Origin of the sequence: Acidovorax radicis, from assembly GCF_020510705.1 — a bacterium.
In the GTDB taxonomy this organism is placed as follows: Bacteria; Pseudomonadota; Gammaproteobacteria; order Burkholderiales; family Burkholderiaceae_C; genus Acidovorax; species Acidovorax radicis_A.
In genome coordinates this window covers 4,070,076-4,089,599 of sequence record NZ_CP075184.1, presented here as the reverse complement: position 1 = coordinate 4,089,599, position 19,524 = coordinate 4,070,076, and the positions used below count along the sequence as shown (strand labels likewise).

The window sequence follows — 19,524 nt, the reverse complement described above, 5'->3', positions numbered from 1 at the left end:
AGGGACTTTACGATTGACCCTAAATCTTGTGCTTGATAGATATCAAGCAACGCTGTTTTGTCGATACCAAGCGCCGACATGTTGCCGAGGTATCCGCGAAAGGCGTCTTTTGCTTTGGTTAGCGTGGCGTCGAGGCCGTACCGGCAGACGGTTGTGCTGGCGGTGCCGTGGTGTTGCCCGGTGTAAGGGTTTGGGGCAAGGTGGCGCGCTGCTCTGCGGATGGGGTCGTGGGAAGATATAACGGCCCACGTTGCCCACAACCGGCAGCGGCCGCCGTGCTGGCGGCAAGGACAAACGTCCTGACTAAAATTTGGGAAGATTTCAACATGGGCAAATTGTAATGACCGACCTCGAATTCATGGACCACGCCGAACAACTGCTGCTTGCGGTCGAACGCAGCTGCGACCGTTTTAACGACACGACGGATGCCGATGTGGATAGCCAGCGCTCGGGTGGGATGGTGACGCTTACTTTTCCCAACCGCAGCCAAATCGTGATTAACCTGCAAAAACCTCTGCACGAAGTGTGGATGGCTGCGCAGTCGGGCGGATATCACTTTCGGTTCGACGGGTTTGCGTGGCAGGACACCAAGGGCGCGGGGGAGTTCTTTTCGCGCTTGACCGATGACGCTACCCGGCAATCAGGATTCCCGCTTGGTTTTGTGGCCTGAACGAATTTTGCCCAGCTTCGTTCAGGCCGGTCGTCAATTGCGGAACAGATCGAGAATGCGGCTGCGCTCTTCCGACGGCGGTGGCGCCTGCGGTGCACCGGCGGAACCCGTCGAACGATCCTCCATCCCCACGCTGGAAACACCCGCATTGCGGGCATATTCCTCGTAGAACCACTCGCCACCTACATTCACGAGGCCCGGCGGAACCGTAGGCTCCATCACGGGCACGCCTTTGAGTGCACGCTCCATAAAGCTGATCCATACCGGCAAACTGAGGCCCCCACCTGTCTCGCGGCTGCCGAGATTGCGAGGTGTGTCGTAACCAATCCACGTGATGGCAGCGATGGAGGGCTGAAAACCGGCAAACCACGCATCCACGGAATCGTTGGTGGTTCCGGTCTTTCCATACAGATCGGGACGCTTGAGAGTGGCTTGTGCTTTTGCTGCTGTTCCGGTGCGTGTCACCTCCTGCAGGAGGCTGCTCATGATGAACGCGTTGCGCGCCTCGATCGCACGCGGGTTTTCGCTGGTGGCGGCGGTCGGGGTTTCGGAAATCACGCGGCCTTTGTGGTCCGTCACCTTGGCGATCAGCCAGGGGTTGATGCGATAGCCCCCATTGGCAAACACTGAGTAGGCTGATGCCATCTGCAGCGGTGTCACGGAACCTGCACCCAGCGCCATGGTGAGGTATGGCGGGTGTTTCTCGGGATCAAACCCAAATCGGCCCACCCATTCTTGGGCTGTCTTGGGACCTACCGCCTGCAGGATTCGGATGGAAATCATGTTTTTTGACTTTGCCAATCCAGTGCGCATCGTCATGGGGCCATCGTACTTGCCATCGTAGTTCTTGGGCTCCCAAGGTTGGCCTCCCGTGACGCCGGCATCGAAGAACAAAGGGGCGTCGTTGATGACCGTGGCGGGGGTAAATCCTTTTTCCAAAGCCGCAGAGTAGATGAAGGGCTTGAAACTGGAGCCGGGTTGGCGCCACGCCTGCGTGGCGTGGTTGAACTTGTTCTTATCAAAGTCAAAGCCACCCACCAGTGCGCGAATGGATCCATTGCGAGGGTCGAGTGCAACGAATGCGCCTTCAACTTCCGGCAACTGGGTGATCTCCCACGTGTTTTTTGGTGTCTTCACTACCCGGATGATTGCTCCACGCCGAATTTTGGTGTTCGGCGGCGCTTTGTCGCTCAGGCCCGATTGTGCGGGTTTGAGTCCATCACCGGTGATCTCAAGTGTGTCCCCATTGGCGCGCGCAGCGACGATCTTGCGCGCAGTTGCTTCCAGCACAACAGCTGAAAGCACATCGCCGTTGTCTGGATGGTTTGCCAGGGCATCGTCAATGGCATCTTCCACCTCTTGTGCCACAACCGGCAGGGGGACAAATTTTTCTGGCCCCCGGTAGTGTTGGCGCCGCTCATAGTCCATGATCCCGCGGCGCAAGGCGGCGTAAGCGGCTTCCTGTTCTGCGGCATTGAGTGTGGTGTACACATTCAGCCCGCGTGTGTAGGCCTCGTTGCCATATTGACTGAAGATCAATTGGCGCACCATTTCTGCGACGTACTCTGCATGGACCCGGGTCGTATCGGGGCCTGTGCGAATCCGCAGCCCTTCTTTCTTGGCCTCTGCCGCTTGCTGGGCGGTGATGAAGCCATTTTCTTCCATGCGTTCAATGATGTACTGCTGGCGAATCCGGGCCCGTTTGGGATTGCTGATGGGGTTGTATGCAGACGGGGCTTTTGGCAAACCCGCCAGCATCGCTGCCTCTGCGATGGATATTGACTTGAGCGGCTTACCAAAATATGCCTCGGAAGCAGCAGCAAAACCGTATGCACGATTTCCCAAGTAAATCTGATTCATGTAAATCTCAAGGATCTGATCCTTGGAAAGCATGTGCTCCAATTTAAATGTAAGTAAGATTTCGTAAATCTTTCGAGTAAATGTTTTTTCCGACGAGAGATAAACATTACGTGCCACTTGCATTGTGATAGTAGAGGCGCCCTGGCTCTTAACTCGCCCTAGATTGGCCAGACCTGCACGCAACACGCCTTTGTAGTCCACGCCACCGTGTTGAAAGAAGCGCGCATCCTCAATGGCAAGAACGGCGTCTTTCATGACCTTCGGTATCTCGCCGATCGGGGTGAGATTGCGGCGTTCTTCGCCAAACTCCCCCAGCAGCGCGCCTTCTGCAGAGTAGACCCGAAGGGGGAGCTTGGGCCGGTAGTCTGCGAGATCCGAGATGTCAGGCAAGTTGGGATACGCCACTGACAGGGCAATCGCCACTGTGACGACGAGCCCGAGCGCTGCTGCGGTGGCTAAGCCAACGAGCCACAAAATGATACGTAAAACCCAGCGAAGCCAAGTCGGCCGAACGCGAGAAGAGCGAGTGTCAGATTGGTCGGGAGACTTCGATGGGGAGGGCCGAGGCATATCGCTCCGAGTGGGTAAGGCCGCCCATTATAAAAATGTCTGCGCTTGGCTACCGAAAATATTGATTCTCGGCCCTATTGAGGCCGTCGAAAGGTGCCGGGCTGCGGCTAAGCGGCATTGCAGACGCCTTGAATTTCGTCTGCTTTTGGCAACGCTCCAAACACGTTACTCCCGGAAAAATCTTTGCTGGAGAACTATCTTACTGATAGCATTCAAGTGAAGTGTTAAGTTTTGTTGCCTCATTTTGGCAAGTTACAGGGGACCAATCTTGATCTCAATGGGGTCTTTGTTCAATCGCCAGTCAGCACCGCTGCTGGGAATCGACATCAGTTCTTCCAGCGTCAAGCTGGTGGAGTTGGGCCGCGATAAGGCGGGTAGTCTCGTTCTGGAGCGTTGTGCCATCGAGCCGTTGGAACGCGGCTGGATTACAGATGGCAACATCGAAAAATTTGACGAAGTTGCCGACGCGCTGCGTCGACTTGTAAAAAAGAGTGGCACGCGAACCAAAAATGTGGCGCTGGCGCTGCCGCCGTCTGCAGTCATCACCAAGAAGATTACGCTTCCGGGTGGGATGACCGAGCAAGAACTTGAAGTTCAGGTTGAATCCGAAGCCAATCAATACATTCCGTTTTCTTTGGACGAAGTCAGCCTAGATTTCTGTGTCATTGGGCCCAGCAAGAATGCGCCCGGTGATGTGGATGTGCTTATTGCGGCGTCTCGCCGTGAAAAAGTGCAGGACCGCCAAGGGCTTGCCGAGGCGGCTGGCCTTAAGCCAGTGGTTGTAGACATTGAATCTCATGCGTCGCGTCTTGCCGCAGGTCGGCTCATTGAGGCCTTGCCCGGCAAGGGGGTGGATGCCATGGTCGCATTGTTCGAGGTGGGTGCGCTTACCACTAGCATGCAGGTCATCCGAAACGAAGAAGTTCTCTATGACCGCGACCAAGCCTTTGGCGGCGCTCAACTGACGCAACTCATTGTGCGGCAGTACGGCTTCTCTGTGGAAGAAGCAGAAAGCAAAAAACGCAATGGTGATCTCCCTGAAGATTACCAGTCGGCGGTACTTCGTCCTTTTGTCGACAGCATGGCTCAAGAAATCGGGCGGGCATTACAGTTTTTCTTTACAAGTACTCCCCACAACCGTGTGGACCACATCATGTTGGCTGGTGGGTCAGCCCCGTTGCCAGGACTGACGGAAGCGGTAACCCAGCAAACAGGCTTTGCGTGCAGTGCCGTGAATCCATTTGATGGCATGGAAATAGGAAGTTCCGTCAGATTGAAAAAAATGGTGCGTGAAGCGCCGTCTTACTTGACCTCTTGCGGTCTGGCTATGCGGAGGTTCTTGCAGTGATCTTGATTAACTTACTTCCACATCGTGAGGAGGCCCGCAAACGTCGAAAAGAGGCCTTTCAAGCCACGATGTTTGCGTCCTTCCTTTTGGGATTGGTGATTGCTGGCGCCATTTATTGGTGGTTCCAGATGATGATTACGGATCAGCAAGCCAAGAACACCTTTCTTAAGCAAGAGATCACAGTTCTTGAGGGGCAGATCAAGGAAATTGCGTCGATCGAGGATGAAATCGCTTCTTTGCGCGCTCGTCAAAAAGCAGTGGAAGACCTCCAATCGGACAGAAATCTCCCTGTGCATTTGCTGAGCGAACTCGTGACGCAATTGCCTGATGGTGTCTACATCACGGCGATCAGACAGGCTGGGCAAACCATCACGATGCAGGGCATGGCTCAATCAAACGAACGCGTTTCTGAGTTGTTGCGCAATCTTGCGACTAACACTCCGTGGCTGGCAAAGCCCGAGCTGACTGAAATTGTCGCGAATACGGTGGCCCTGACTCCACGAGACCAGCGACGAGTGTCTTCCTTTAACCTCAGGTTTCAACTTGTCCGCGCGAGTGAAGCACAAAAAACCATAGCAGCAGCTGCAAGTGCCGCTGGGTCGCCAGGAGGAAAGTGACATGGCGAAGAAAAAAGAAAATTCAGTCAGCTTCTCTGAGAGGATGGAAGTTGTTCAGCGGCAGTTCAAGAATCTGGATACAAAAGACCCATCGCTTTGGCCGGTTTTGCCCAGAGTGTTGCTTTGCATTTTTATTGCCGTAGTTGTCGCCGTTATTGCGTGGTTTGCTTTTTTGCAAGACTACCAGGTTCAGTTGGATGATGAGCGCAATAAAGAAGTCGTGCTTCGTGCTGACTATCAGAAGAAATTGGTTAAAGCGGTCAGTCTGGATGCGCTTAAAAAACAAAGAGAGCAAATTCAGCAATATGTGATTCAACTGGAGAAGCAATTGCCCAGCAAGGCGGAAATGGCTGCGTTGTTATCGGACATTAACCAATCCGGTTTGGGTCGTAGCTTGCAGTTCGATCTTTTTAGGCCGGGGCAAGTTGTTGCAAAAGATTATTATGCAGAATTGCCCATATCGATACGGGTGACCGGTCGATACCACGATATAGGTGCTTTCGCATCAGATGTGGCACATCTGTCCCGCATTGTGACTCTTAATAACATAACGATTACTCCGGGCGCTCGCGATGCTCTGACCATGGATGCCACTGCCCGTACGTTCAGATATCTCGACCCTGAAGAGATCCAGGCGCAAAAGAAGGCGGGAGGCGCAAAGTGATGAAGATCCAATCACCGCTACTTTTGATTGGGCTCAGTTTGGCGCTTGCAGGCTGTGGGCCAACGGGTGAGGATGAGTTACGCATCTGGATGGCAGATCAGCGGGCCAACACAAAACCCAGCGTCACCCCGTTGACGGAACCGAAAAAATTCGTCCCTGAGCCTTATGCCGAAGATGGGGCTATTGAGCCCTTCAATCAGGTTCGGTTAACACAAGCATTGCGTCGGGATTCCACTCAGGTTGCGTCGAATGCAGCTTTGATTGCACCCGAAATGGCTCGCCGCAAAGAGCCTCTGGAGGCTTTTCCTCTCGATTCAATGGCAATGGTGGGAAGTCTTAACAAAGAAGGTGCCCCTACTGCCTTGCTGAAGGTTGATAACTTGATTTATCAGGTCAAGGTGGGTAATTACCTGGGGCAAAACTACGGGAAGATCACTAAAATTTCCGAAAATTCCATTCAGTTGCGCGAAATCGCTCAAGATGCGACTGGAGATTGGATAGAGCGCACAGCATCGCTTGATCTGCAAGAGGGAAAGAAATGAAACATAATGATGGCTTTTTTGTAAATTATTGCCGTAGCGCTGCGATAGGCGTTTCTCTTGCGGTTCTTTCTTTGGGCGTGGCAGCCCAAGGCAATATCAATGGTGTTTCTGCCAGCGTTCAAGGCGGTGTCGAAACGTTGAAAATTGATTTTTCTGATGCTGTTGTCGCACCCCCTACGGGTTTTGCAACACAGTCTCCTGCTCGTATTGCGCTTGATTTTCAAGGGGTTGGTAATTCTTCTGGAAAATCTGCTTATGAGGTGAATCTAGGTAATTTGAAATCCGTCAATATTGTTCAGGCTGGTGGGCGCTCGCGTGTTGTGTTGAATCTTAAATCACCAACTTCGTACAGAGCGGATGTTCAAGGGCAATCTGTGTTGTTGTCGCTTGACCCTGTTGCTGGATCAGCATCTATGTCGGCTGCTGCTCCAGTTGTTTTTTCGGAAAATCACAACAGCGATGTTTTGGCGCTGAAAGATATAGACTTTCGCCGCGGGGCAGATGGCTCTGGGCGTGTGGTTGTCAATCTCGCCAACAATCAGGTGGGTGTAGACCTTCAGCAGCAAGCCAAGGGTATTGTTGTCGAGTTTATGCGGTCGTCGCTGCCCGAGGGGTTGCGCCGCCGTTTGGATGTCACTGATTTTGGAACACCTGTTCAAACCGTGACCACCACACAGGCCGGCGAGCGCGTTCGCATGCTGATTGAATCCAATGGTGATTGGGAGCACAGTGCGTATCAAAGCGACAACCAGTTTGTTGTCGAAATTCGGCAAAAGAAAGTTGATCTCAGCAAGCTCACGCAGGGACCTGGATATTCCGGGGAAAAGCTTTCGCTGAATTTCCAAAATATCGAGGTACGTTCGCTGCTGCAGGTGATTGCAGATTTCACGAATTTTAATATCGTGACGTCAGATACGGTGACTGGTGCACTGACTTTGCGGCTTAAAGATGTGCCTTGGGATCAAGCACTTCAGATCATCATGGATGCCAAAGGTTTGGGAATGCGGAAAACTGGTTCCGTTCTTTGGATTGCTCCGAAGGACGAAATCGATGCTCGCACCAAAAAGGATTTTGAAGCGGTCCAGGCAATACAAAAACTGGAGCCTCTGAAAACGCAGGCATTCCAGCTGAACTATGCAAAGGCAGCTGATATCGTGACGCAGTTAACGACATCATCAGGCTCAGGGGGAAGTGGTAGTTCAACTCGATTTCTTTCAGAGCGTGGAAGCGCGATTTCAGAACCCAGAACAAACCAGTTGTTTGTAACGGATACGCCTAGCAAGTTGGAAGAGGTTCGTCTTCTGTTGGCTAGCTTGGATGTCGCGGTTCGCCAAGTTTTGATCGAAGCGCGTATTGTTGAAGCGCGTGATTCTTTCGGCCGTTCGCTTGGTGTCCGCTTAGGGGGAACTGATTTGCGTGCGAATCGCGGTGGTGATGGTGGTTACGGAATTGGCGGTAATAATCGCGTAGCGCTTGGTACCTCTTACGATAATGCGGTGGCATCCAGCGGAGCAGGTGGAACGACAAGTACCAGCGGAAACTTTGTTAACCTTCCTGCCAGTCTCTCCAATGTTTCGGGAGTAGGTAGCTTTGCGCTGTCCATTTTTAATTCTGCTGCAAATCGATTCTTGACGCTGGAATTATCGGCGATGGAGGCCGATGGTAAAGGGCGCATTGTCTCTAGTCCCCGAATTATTACAGCGGATCAAACAAAGGCAATTATTGAGCAGGGAACGGAGTATCCGTATGCTGTAACTGCACCTAATGGTGCAACCACATTGGCCTTCAAGAAGGCAGTGTTGAAGCTAGAGGTAACTCCGCAAATAACTCCAGAGGGAAATATCATTCTGGATCTAGATGTGAACAAAGACAGTCGTGGAGAAACGACAACCCAAGGGGTGGCAATCGACACCAAGCACGTTAAAACTCAAATTTTGATTGAGAATGGTGGAACGGTGGTCATTGGCGGTATTTTTGAAATGGAAGAAACCAATCAGGAAAATAAAATACCATTATTGGGTGACGTTCCTGTAGTGGGTAATTTGTTCAAGAGCCGCACGAAGGAGTCGACCAAGCGCGAGATGTTGGTGTTTATCACGCCCAAGGTGATTTCAGATGCTGGTCCAAAACGATAGTTTATAAACTGCGTGGTAATTATGAAGAATATATTCAAAATCTTATTGGTAGTCGTTTCTAGCGCTTTAATCGCAGCATGTGGCGGTGGCGGTGGCGGTGGCGGTACTCCTAATGGGCCTTCGGCTACGCTCAGGGTATACCCACCAGTCGATGCGATCAGTTTGCCGGTCGGCGCTAGTGGCTCTACGGGAATTGAAGTACGAGGGGGCACAGGGCCCTATGGAGTGATTAGTTCCGATGCATCTGTCAGTGCAAAGCTGTCGTCGGAAGGGGTCCTGTATATCTCTGGAAACAGTGACGGAACTTCAACCCTCACGGTATACGACGAAAGTCTGCCGGTTCAACAAGTTAAGATTACTGTCACCGCGAAGGCTGTTCCTCTCGTCAGTAGTGCAGGGACCGCTGTTACTTTGAGGCCAAATCAGTCGACCCAGTTTAATATTCGGGGTGGTGTCGCTCCATACTCTGTTAATAGTTCAGATACCAGCACGGTTAATGCAACGATATCTGGCTCAACCGTCACAGTGACGGGCTTGCCTAAAGCTGGAAGTTCTACCGTCTTGATTACAGATGCTGCGGGTGCAACACTCAGCGTGACAGTCACGGTTCAGGTTGGTACGTTGTCTGCCTCCCCCGCTTCGATCACTGGAGCTGCTGCCACTACAACTACCGTAGCTATTAACGGAGGCGTGGCTCCCTACACAGTGAGTTCTACCAATATGTCGGTTGCTACAGCTACTGTGTCCGGCTCTTCTGTGTCGGTTGGGTTGGTTGCTTTGGGTTCCTCTAATGTCACCATCACTGATGCTGCGAATCAGTCTGTGGTAATTTCTGTGACGGTCAATAGTAGTGTTTTGCAAGTTTCGCCTGCAAACCAAACGGTGGATGAGAAGAGTGCAACGCCCACTACACTGACCTATCTGATCGCTGGCGGTACAGCACCCTACACGCCGTTGGTTAGCCCTGCAGATCAAAGCTTTTTTACAACGCTCTCGGTAACTGCAAACACTCTCACGGCTACGCTTCCCATTTCCTCCGCCACGGTGAGGTGTGTGACTGCCGATAAGGTAATTCCAATTGACATTTATGACTCGAAGCTTGTTAAGCAAACTGTGTCGGTCACCATCAAAGATGGCGGTGCTGTAGCTTGCCCATAACAAGGTGATGTGTTAACTTGAAAGGCCAATTTTCGAATTGGCCTTTTTTGCTATTGAATCGAGATATTTGTGATTATGAATTCGGTTCGGATTGAATTGCCTGATAGGGAATACGATATCCTAATTGGAAGTGATGTTGAGCTGACTCTGAACTCTCTGCGGCTTAGTGCACTTGGTGGTGTTGCGGTTGTTGTGACTAACACTGTTGTAGCTAAATTGCATTTGCCGCGGGTTTTGAAATCTCTAGAGAAATTGTTTAAAAAAATTCACGTAATTGAGTTGCCTGACGGGGAGATTCACAAAAACTGGGATTCTTTGAATCGAATATTTGACTCGATGCTGCAGTGGGAGTGTGATCGAAAAACTGTTTTGTTCGCTCTTGGCGGTGGCGTCATTGGTGACATGACAGGTTTTGCTGCTGCTACCTATATGCGGGGCATTCCATTCGTGCAGATACCAACTACCCTGCTTGCGCAAGTAGATTCCTCTGTGGGGGGGAAAACTGCCGTCAATCACCCTATAGGGAAAAACATGATTGGGGCCTTTTATCAGCCGCGATTGGTGGTTTGTGACTTGAATACGTTAGAGACTTTGCCGGCCCGAGAGCTCAGTGCGGGGCTGGCAGAAGTCATCAAATACGGTCCCATTGCAGACATCGCTTTCATGGGCTGGCTCGAGAGTTCTATGGATGCAGTATTGGCAAAAGACCGAAATGCGCTTGCTCACGTCGTCCAGCGCAGTTGTGAGATCAAGGCATTGGTCGTTGGCCAGGATGAAAAGGAAACCGGCCTGCGTGCCATTCTTAATTTTGGCCACACCTTCGGTCATGCCATCGAGGCAGGCATGGGCTATGGCGTTTGGCTGCATGGTGAGGGGGTGGCCGCCGGCATGGTGATGGCTGCCGAGTTGTCCCGTCGTTTGGGTTTGATCGACGAGGCATTTGTTCGGCGACTCACAACACTTATTCAGCGCGCTGGTTTGCCTACCAAAGGCCCGATCCTTGACGCTGCAGATAACGCTGGACGCTATCTTGAGCTGATGCGCATCGACAAGAAATCTGAAGGGGGAGAGATTCGCTTTGTGCTGATTGATGGACCTGGCAAGGCTGTGGTGCGCTCTGCGCCAGACGCGCTGGTTCGCCAGGTCATTGATGCTTGCTGTGAATGAGTGAAGTATTGGCTTTTGCTATAAATTTAATAGCTTTTGGCGCTGATTAGATAAGCGCTAAGGCCTGTTTTGAACCAAAATTCCAATCTGACGTCCTATGCGTCGCATGCGGCGGCGACCCGGGGGCGGCGCTATCCGGAAATCGATGCGCCTACGCGCACCGATTACCAGCGTGACCGCGACCGCATCGTGCACTCTACGGCGTTTCGGCGCTTGGTCTACAAAACGCAGGTGTTCCTGAACCACGAGGGAGATCTGTTTCGCACGCGGCTCACGCACTCGCTGGAGGTGGCGCAGCTGGGGCGCTCGGTGGCGCGCTCGCTGCGTATCAACGAGGATCTGGTCGAGGCGATCTCGCTGGCCCACGACTTGGGGCACACCCCGTTCGGGCACGCAGGGCAGGATGCCCTGAACGTCTGCATGGCGGACCATGGCGGTTTTGAGCACAACCTTCAAAGTCTGCGGGTTGTCGATACGCTGGAAGAGCGGTATCCCCAATACGATGGCCTGAACCTCACCTTTGAAACCCGCGAAGGCATCTTGAAGCACTGCTCGCGCGTGCATGCGCAGCAACTGGAGCAGCGGGAGCCGAACGGCGTGGGGTTGCGGTTTCTGCGTCGCGAGCAACCCAGTCTCGAAGCGCAACTGTGCAATTTGGCCGACGAGATCGCCTACAACGCCCACGATATTGATGACGGCGTGCGTTCGGGGCTGATCTCGATGGAGCAGTTGCAGGACGTGCCCTTGTTCGATCAATACCGCACCGCCGCGCTGAATGAGTTTCCCGAGCTGGCCCAATCCTCGATGCAACGGCGTTTGCTGTACGAGGCGATCCGGCGAATGCTCAGTGCCCAGGTTTACGACGTGATTGCCGCAACCGGCGCGGCGCTGTCGCAGCATGCGCCGGGCACCGTGGATGATGTTCGCCGTTTGCCCCCTCTTGTGCAGTTCAGCAATGGCATGCGAGACAGCTCCACGGTGCTCAAACAATTCTTGTTCAAGCACCTGTATCGGCATCCGCAGGTCATGGAAACAACGGGCCAGGCGCAGGAAGTTGTGCGCGCGCTTTTTTCCGCTTACATGGCGGTCCCCACCGAGATGAAGGCGTCGTTCACACACCGGGCTTTGAGCGGCGATGACACCGCTCGCGCACGTGCTGTGGCTGATTTCATTGCCGGAATGACAGATCGCTTTGCCATGCGTGAGCACGAACGGCTCACGGGCCGTCGCTTGTTCAGTGAATAGTTGAGGTCGCAGCCTACAGCCTAGGGATGTCCTGCATAACCTTCGCGAGTCGGTGCTAGTGCGGATCGGGACAGGCCGCAAGGCGTCTTTTTGCAGCCAATAGCCGAGCTATTGGCAAGAAAAGCAACGCAGCGGACTGCCCGAGGCCGCGCTATCACAGACCGCAGGGAGTTATGCAGGACATCCCTAGGGGAGGGCTGGTGGGGGCGGGTCGGTAAAATGCCCCGTTCTCCGTCACTGTGCCTCGCACGCGTTCCATGAATTCAACTACCTTCGCCATTGACCACGGGGCGTCCGGCACCTCCAACCCTTATGTCGATGACACTGTGAAGTGGCTGGAGCGGGCAGTGATCGGGCTGAATTTGTGCCCATTTGCCAAGGGCGTGCATGTCAAACAGCAAATCCATTACGTGGTGGCGCAGACGCAAAGCGTGCCGGAGGTATTGGACCTGTTGCGGCATGAGCTGGTCGCGTTGACCGAGACACCTGCGGAACTGCGTGACACCACGTTGCTGATACTTCCGCACTGCTTGGCGGATTTTTTGGATTTCAACGATTTCCTCAAGCAGGTGGAGGATGTGCTGGAATCCATGAACCTCGCGGGCGTTCTTCAGGTGGCGAGCTTTCATCCACAGTTTCAGTTTGCCGGAACGACCGTGGATGATGTGACGAACTGCACCAATCGAGCGCCCTATCCCACCTTGCATTTGCTTCGCGAGGCCAGCATTGACCGGGCGGTCGCGGTGTTCCCTGAAGCGGAGGTCATTTTCGAGCGGAACATGGAGGTTCTGGAATCGTTGGGCATGCAGGGCTGGCGAGCGCTCGACGTGGGGCCTAGCACGGCCGAGACCGACTCGACCGAGCAAGGGGGCGCATGATGAAACCGCATCAGAGCGCACGCGTGTCGACCAGCAAGCCCCCGAAGAGGTCCGCAGTACCGGAGGCCGGCGTTGGCGAGTTGGCCGATTTGCGCCCTGGGCAGTCCGTGGAGTTGCTCAAGGAGTTGCATATCCTCACCCGCGAAGGGCGGCTCAACCAGGATTCGCGGCGCAAGCTCAAGCAGGTGTATCACCTCTTCAATTTCATTGAGCCCATTCTGGCGGAGCTGTCAGGCAACGAAAGCGCGCCCAGCCTGGCCGACCACGGTGCCGGCAAGTCGTATCTCGGATTTATCCTCTACGACCTTTATTTCAAGAGTCTCGGGCGTGGCCATATCTATGGCGTGGAGACCCGTGCTGAACTTGTCGAAAAATCTCGGGCGCTGGCGCAGCGCCTGGGTTTTGATCGCATGTTATTTCTCAACCTGTCCGTGGCGGAGTCCACAGATGCCCAGGAGTTGCCCGTGCAAATCGATGTGGTGACAGCCTTGCATGCATGCGATACCGCGACGGACGACGCGATTGCGTTTGGCTTGCAGAAAAAGGCGCGCGCCATGGTGCTGGTGCCTTGTTGCCAGGCAGAAATGGCGGCCTGTTTGCGCCAGGGAAAGGCCTTGCAACTGGCCCGCACCCCCTTGGCCGAGTTGTGGCGTCACCCTTTGCACACGCGGGAGATCGGCAGCCAGGTCACCAACGTATTGCGATGCCTTTATCTGGAAGCCCGCGGTTACCAGGTCACGGTCACCGAGCTGGTTGGCTGGGAGCACAGCATGAAAAACGAGTTGATCATCGCGCGCTACACCGGTCAGAAAAAGCGGGCTGCAGCCGAGCGCTTGCGAGCCCTTCTGATCGAGTTTGGCCTCGAAAAAGAACTGGGCCCGCGCTTTGGGCTGGCCGCACCTGGCGTTGATCTGCAAGGCGCAGCGGCCGATGGGGCTGGGGCGTAGCTTTGCTTTGGTGGATGTGGCGGAGGGCCTGCGGATGAAAAGCGGGCTTTGATTGAATTGGGGACGGGTTATTATGGCCGTCCTCCTTCTAATCGCTCCCCCATGGCACGACTCCCTCGCCTGACTTTGCCGGGCTACGCCCACCATGTGATTCAGCGTGGCAACAACCGGCAAACCATCTTCATCGATGACGAAGATTTTGAGATGCTGCATGCGCTTTGGGTTGAAAACGCCCAGAAATCAGGAGTGGCGGTGCATGCCTATGTGCTGATGGACAACCATTTTCATCTGCTCGCTACGCCGTCCACAGAATCCGCCTTGCCGCAAATGATGCAAGCAGTGGGACGCCGCTACGTACAGTATTTCAACCGCCGCCACGGGCGCAGTGGTACCTTGTGGGAAGGGCGCTACCGTTCCACCATCCTTCAGCCAGACCGGTATTTGCTGCCATGCATGGTGTACATGGATCTCAACCCCGTTCGGGCAGGGCGGGTTGCGCATGCTGCGGACTATCGCTGGTCAAGCCACGCCCATTGGCTTGGTGTGCGCAATGACCGGCTCCTCACGCCGCATGCGCAGTTTTGGGATCTGGGCAATACACCATTCGCCCGCGAGGCGGCCTACGCAGAACTCGTTCAAGCGGGTCTGGGCGCACAAGAGCAGGAGGCGCTGACTGCGTCGGCCCTCAGCGGCTGGGCGCTGGGGGATAGTGACTTCATCCAGCAACTGCAAAAACAGACTCCTCGCCGTGTGGTGCAGGGGCGTGCTGGTCGTCCGTCACTCAATAAAACCAGTAAAAACTGACTATAGCGCTTATGCATAAAGCGCTAATAGCTATAGTTTTTGATGTGTCCCTTATAAATTGATTGGTAAAAATTGCCCTTGCAAAAATAGGATCTGACCCCGAATAATTTTCTTGCCAAAATATGTTGCAATGCACTAATCTCTGACTCCCTGCGAAAAATATAGGAGTGCGCCATGACCACGGCTGCCGAGATCCAGCATCTGCAACAACACGGTTTGTATTCATCGGGTAACGAACACGACGCCTGCGGCCTCGGGTTTGTGGCCCACATCAAGGGCATCAAGCGCCACGACATCGTGACGCAGGCTCTGAAGATTCTGGAAAACATCGACCACCGTGGCGCGGTCGGTGCTGACCCGCTGATGGGTGATGGCGCCGGTATCCTGATCCAGATCCCGGACGCGCTGTACCGTGAAGAAATGGCCAAGCAAGGCGTGACCTTGCCAGCAGCCGGCGAATACGGCGTGGGCATGATCTTTTTGCCCAAGGAGCACGCCTCGCGTCTGGCTTGCGAGCAAGAGATGGAGCGCGCCATCAAGGCCGAAGGCCAGGTGCTGCTGGGCTGGCGCGATGTGCCGGTCAATGTGGATATGCCCATGTCGCCCACCGTGCGCAAGAAGGAGCCCATCCTGCGCCAGGTGTTCATCGGCCGTGGCAACGACGTGATCGTGCAGGACGCGCTGGAGCGCAAGCTGTACGTGATCCGCAAGACGGCCAGCGCCAACATCCAGGCCCTGAAACTCAAGCACAGCAAGGAATACTACGTACCAAGCATGTCCAGCCGCACCGTGGTCTACAAGGGCCTGCTGTTGGCCGACCAGGTGGGCGTGTACTACAAGGACCTGTCGGACGAGCGCTGCATCTCGGCCATCGGCCTGGTGCATCAGCGTTTTTCCACCAACACCTTCCCCGAGTGGCCGCTGGCCCACCCCTACCGCTATGTGGCGCACAACGGTGAAATCAACACCGTCAAGGGCAACTACAACTGGATGAAGGCGCGCGAAGGCGTAATGGCCTCGCCTGTGCTCGCGGCCGACCTGCAAAAGCTGTACCCCATCAGCTTCGCCGACCAGTCCGACACCGCCACGTTCGACAACTGCCTCGAACTGCTGACCATGGCCGGCTACCCCATCAGCCAGGCCGTGATGATGATGATCCCCGAGCCCTGGGAGCAGCACACCACCATGGACGAGCGCCGCCGCGCCTTCTATGAATACCACGCCGCCATGCTGGAGCCCTGGGATGGTCCCGCCTCCATCGTGTTCACCGATGGCCGCCAGATTGGCGCCACGCTGGACCGCAACGGCCTGCGTCCCTCGCGCTACTGCATCACCGACGACGACCTGGTCATCATGGGTTCCGAATCGGGCGTGCTGCCCGTGCCCGAGAACAAGATCGTGCGCAAGTGGCGCCTGCAGCCCGGCAAGATGTTCCTGATCGACTTGGAACAAGGCCGCATGATCGATGACGACGAGTTGAAAGCCAACATCGTCAACACCAAGCCCTACAAGCAGTGGATCGAGAACCTGCGCATCAAGCTCGACAGCATCGAAGCCGGTGCCGAGGCGGCTACGCCACAAGCGGCTGATCTGCCTCTGCTCGACCGCCAGCAGGCTTTTGGTTACACCCAGGAAGACATCAAGTTCCTGATGGCGCCCATGGCCAAGAACGGCGAAGAAGGCATCGGCTCGATGGGCAACGACAGCCCGTTGGCCGTGCTCTCGGGCAAGAACAAGCCGCTGTACAACTACTTCAAGCAGCTGTTTGCGCAAGTGACCAACCCGCCGATCGACCCGATCCGCGAGGCCATCGTGATGTCGCTCAACAGCTTCATCGGGCCCAAGCCCAATCTGCTGGACATCAACCAGGTCAACCCGCCGATGCGCCTCGAAGTGAGTCAACCGGTGCTCGACTTCGCGGCCATGGCCAAGCTGCGTGATATCGAGAAATACACACAAGGCAAGTTCAAGAGCGTCACCATCGACATCACCTACCCGCTGGGCTGGGGCCGTGAAGGCGTGGAGGCCAAGCTGGCCTCACTGTGCGCACAGGCCGTGGACGCCATCAAGGGCGGCGCCAATATTTTGATCATCAGCGACCGCGCCGTGAGCGCCACGCAAGTGGCCATCCCTGCGCTGCTGGCGCTGTCGGCCATTCACCAGCATCTGGTGGGCGCTGGCCTGCGCACCACGGCTGGTCTGGTGGTCGAAACCGGTACGGCCCGTGAAGTGCACCACTTTGCGGTGCTGGCAGGCTACGGCGCCGAGGCTGTGCACCCCTATCTCGCCATGGAAACCCTGGCCGAGATGCACAAGGACCTGGGTGGCGACCTGTCCGCCGACAAGGCCATCTACAACTACGTCAAGGCGATTGGCAAGGGCCTGTCCAAGATCATGTCCAAGATGGGCGTGAGCACCTACATGAGCTACTGCGGCGCCCAGCTGTTCGAGGCCATCGGCCTGAACACGGAAACCGTGGGCAAGTACTTCACCGGCACCGCCAGCCGCGTGGAAGGCATTGGCGTGTTCGAGATTGCCGAAGAGGCTATCCGTATGCACAAGGCCGCCTTTGGTGACGACCCCGTGCTCGAAACCATGCTGGACGCCGGTGGCGAATATGCCTGGCGCACCCGCGGTGAAGAACACATGTGGACGCCCGATGTGATTGCCAAACTGCAGCACAGCACGCGATCCAACAACTGGAACACGTACAAGGAATACGCTCAGCTCATCAACGACCAGAGCAAGCGCCACATGACGCTGCGCGGCCTGTTCGAGTTCAAGATTGATCCTGCCAAGGCCATCTCCATCGACGAGGTCGAGCCCGCCAAGGAGATCGTCAAGCGTTTTGCCACCGGTGCCATGTCGCTGGGCTCCATCTCCACCGAGGCGCACGCTACGCTGGCCGTGGCCATGAACCGCATTGGCGGCAAGAGCAACACCGGTGAAGGCGGTGAAGACGCTGCGCGTTACCGCAACGAACTCAAGGGCATCCCGATCAAGAAGGGCGACACGCTCAAGAGCGTGATCGGCGCCGAGAACGTCGAGGTTGATTTGCCCTTGCTGGACGGCGACTCGCTGCGCAGCCGCATCAAGCAGGTGGCTTCGGGCCGCTTTGGCGTCACGGCCGAATACCTGTCGTCGGCCGACCAGATCCAGATCAAGATGGCCCAGGGTGCCAAGCCGGGCGAGGGCGGTCAGCTGCCCGGTGGCAAGGTGTCTACCTACATCGGCAAGCTGCGCCACAGCGTGCCTGGCGTGGGGCTGATTTCGCCTCCACCGCACCACGACATCTATTCGATCGAAGACCTGGCCCAGTTGATCCACGATCTGAAGAACGTCGCGCCCCATGCCGGGATCAGCGTCAAGCTGGTGTCTGAAGTGGGCGTGGGCACTATTGCCGCAGGCGTTGCCAAGTGCAAGAGCGACCACGTCGTGATCGCCGGGCACGATGGCGGCACGGGCGCATCGCCCTGGTCGTCCATCAAACACGCCGGTGGCCCCTGGGAAATCGGCCTGGCCGAAACCCAGCAGACGCTGGTGCTCAACCGCCTGCGCGGCCGCATCCGTGTGCAGGCCGATGGCCAGATGAAGACCGGCCGCGATGTCGCCATTGGCGCGCTGCTGGGCGCCGACGAGTTCGGCTTTGCCACGGCACCGCTGGTGGTCGAAGGCTGCATCATGATGCGCAAGTGCCACCTGAACACCTGCCCCGTGGGCGTGGCCACGCAAGACCCAGCGCTGCGCAAGAAGTTCTCGGGCAAGCCCGAGCATGTGGTGAACTACTTCTTCTTCATCGCCGAAGAAGTGCGTCAGATCATGGCCCAGCTGGGCATTCGCAAGTTTGACGACCTGATCGGTCGCACCGACCTGCTCGACATGCGCCATGGCCTGGAGCACTGGAAGGCACGTGGCCTGGATTTTGGCCGCCTGTTTGCCCAGCCCAATGTGCCTGCTGATGTGCCGCGCTTCCATGTGGATGTGCAAGACCACAACATCGAGCACACGCTCGATCGCAAGCTCATCGAGCGCAGCAAGCCCGCCATCGAAAAGGGCGAGCGCGTGCAGTTCATCGAAGTGGCCCGCAACGTCAACCGCTCCGTGGGCGCCATGCTTTCGGGCGCGGTGACGCGTGTGCACCCCGAAGGCCTGCCCGACGACACCATCCGCATCCAGCTTGAAGGCACGGGCGGCCAATCCTTTGGCGCGTTCCTGACCCGTGGCATCACGCTGTACCTGATTGGCGATGCGAACGATTACACGGGCAAGGGCCTGTCGGGCGGCCGCATCATCGTGCGCCCCAGCATCGACTTCCGGGGCGATGCGGTGCGTAACACCATCGTGGGCAACACCGTGATGTACGGCGCCACCACCGGTGAAGCCTTCTTCAGCGGCGTGGCGGGCGAGCGCTTTGCGGTGCGTCTGTCGGGTGCCACTGCCGTGGTGGAAGGCACGGGCGACCACGGCTGCGAATACATGACCGGGGGCACAGTGCTCGTACTGGGCAAGACCGGTCGCAACTTCGCTGCGGGCATGAGCGGCGGTGTCGCCTACGTCTACGACGAAGACGGCCAGTTCGACACCCGTTGCAACATGTCCATGGTGACGCTGGAGCGCATTTTGCCCACCTCGGAGCAGGAGGCCACGGTGCCACGTTCGATCTGGCACAACGGCCAGACCGATGAAGCCCAGCTCAAGAAGCTGCTGGAAGACCACAACCGCTGGACGGGCAGCAAGCGTGCACGCGAGCTGCTCGACAACTGGGCGGCATCGCGCAGCAAGTTCGTCAAGGTCTTTCCGACCGAGTACAAACGTGCGTTGTCTGAAATTTATGAGAGAAAAGTGCTGGAGGAGTCCGCTACGCCTGCGGTAGCTGCTACCAAAAATGAAGCGACTCCCGCCAAGTAAGGCGACACCGC

15 protein-coding genes are annotated in these 19,524 nt (G+C 55.9%); 13 read left to right on the top strand and 2 right to left on the bottom strand.

Annotated elements, in window-relative coordinates:
• Positions 1-118: 118 nt before the first annotated feature.
• Positions 119-328 (bottom strand): LPS translocon maturation chaperone LptM, encoded by a 210-nt coding sequence (gene lptM, locus KI609_RS18720; protein ID WP_226445054.1) that lies wholly within the window; start codon positions 326-328, stop codon positions 119-121.
• A 12-nt stretch (positions 329-340) separates the two neighbouring features.
• Between lptM and cyaY the strand changes: the two genes are divergently transcribed.
• Positions 341-670 carry an iron donor protein CyaY gene (gene cyaY, locus KI609_RS18715; RefSeq protein WP_226445053.1) on the top strand — a complete coding sequence of 110 codons (330 nt, stop codon included), beginning with the start codon at positions 341-343 and terminating at the stop codon, positions 668-670.
• Positions 671-703: 33 nt separating this feature from the next.
• On the opposite strand, the gene KI609_RS18710 is transcribed toward cyaY, so the two are convergent.
• Positions 704-3,100, bottom strand: coding sequence for a penicillin-binding protein 1A (locus KI609_RS18710; RefSeq protein ID WP_226445052.1), 2,397 nt, complete (start codon positions 3,098-3,100; stop codon positions 704-706).
• Between the two features lie 268 nt (positions 3,101-3,368).
• On the opposite strand from KI609_RS18710, the gene KI609_RS18705 reads away from it, so the two are divergent.
• The 12 genes from KI609_RS18705 to KI609_RS18650 all read left to right on the top strand — a co-directional run bounded on the left by KI609_RS18705 (position 3,369) and on the right by KI609_RS18650 (position 19,513).
• On the top strand, positions 3,369-4,448 hold the full coding sequence (locus tag KI609_RS18705) for a pilus assembly protein PilM (protein ID WP_226445051.1): 1,080 nt from the start codon (positions 3,369-3,371) through the stop codon (positions 4,446-4,448).
• Positions 4,445-5,065, top strand: coding sequence for a PilN domain-containing protein (locus KI609_RS18700; RefSeq protein ID WP_226445050.1), 621 nt, complete (start codon positions 4,445-4,447; stop codon positions 5,063-5,065). The genes KI609_RS18705 and KI609_RS18700 overlap by 4 nt, the downstream gene beginning before the upstream one ends.
• 1 nt (position 5,066) lies before the next feature.
• Positions 5,067-5,729 carry a type 4a pilus biogenesis protein PilO gene (locus KI609_RS18695; protein ID WP_226445049.1) on the top strand — a complete coding sequence of 221 codons (663 nt, stop codon included), beginning with the start codon at positions 5,067-5,069 and terminating at the stop codon, positions 5,727-5,729.
• Positions 5,729-6,271 carry a pilus assembly protein PilP gene (locus KI609_RS18690; RefSeq protein WP_226445048.1) on the top strand — a complete coding sequence of 181 codons (543 nt, stop codon included), beginning with the start codon at positions 5,729-5,731 and terminating at the stop codon, positions 6,269-6,271. Before KI609_RS18695 ends, KI609_RS18690 begins: the two co-directional genes overlap by 1 nt.
• Positions 6,268-8,406: a type IV pilus secretin PilQ gene (pilQ, locus tag KI609_RS18685; RefSeq protein WP_226445047.1), complete on the top strand. Its 2,139-nt coding sequence runs from the start codon at positions 6,268-6,270 to the stop codon at positions 8,404-8,406. The genes KI609_RS18690 and pilQ overlap by 4 nt, the downstream gene beginning before the upstream one ends.
• Before the next feature lie 21 nt (positions 8,407-8,427).
• On the top strand, positions 8,428-9,564 hold the full coding sequence (locus KI609_RS18680) for a hypothetical protein (protein WP_226445046.1): 1,137 nt from the start codon (positions 8,428-8,430) through the stop codon (positions 9,562-9,564).
• 75 nt (positions 9,565-9,639) lie between these two features.
• Positions 9,640-10,731 carry a 3-dehydroquinate synthase gene (gene aroB, locus KI609_RS18675; RefSeq protein WP_226445045.1) on the top strand — a complete coding sequence of 364 codons (1,092 nt, stop codon included), beginning with the start codon at positions 9,640-9,642 and terminating at the stop codon, positions 10,729-10,731.
• Between the two features lie 69 nt (positions 10,732-10,800).
• Complete coding sequence (locus tag KI609_RS18670) at positions 10,801-11,976, top strand: deoxyguanosinetriphosphate triphosphohydrolase (RefSeq protein WP_226445044.1); 1,176 nt, start codon at positions 10,801-10,803, stop codon at positions 11,974-11,976.
• A gap of 257 nt (positions 11,977-12,233) precedes the next feature.
• Positions 12,234-12,854, top strand: coding sequence for a DUF1415 domain-containing protein (locus KI609_RS18665; protein ID WP_226445043.1), 621 nt, complete (start codon positions 12,234-12,236; stop codon positions 12,852-12,854).
• A complete protein-coding gene (locus tag KI609_RS18660) occupies positions 12,851-13,801 on the top strand; it encodes a class I SAM-dependent methyltransferase (protein WP_413463341.1) in 951 nt (316 codons plus the stop codon). The genes KI609_RS18665 and KI609_RS18660 overlap by 4 nt, the downstream gene beginning before the upstream one ends.
• A gap of 102 nt (positions 13,802-13,903) precedes the next feature.
• Complete coding sequence (locus KI609_RS18655; protein WP_226450528.1) at positions 13,904-14,605, top strand: transposase; 702 nt, start codon at positions 13,904-13,906, stop codon at positions 14,603-14,605.
• Positions 14,606-14,779: 174 nt separating this feature from the next.
• Positions 14,780-19,513 (top strand): glutamate synthase-related protein, encoded by a 4,734-nt coding sequence (locus tag KI609_RS18650; RefSeq protein WP_226445042.1) that lies wholly within the window; start codon positions 14,780-14,782, stop codon positions 19,511-19,513.
• The last annotated feature ends 11 nt before the right edge of the window (positions 19,514-19,524 follow it).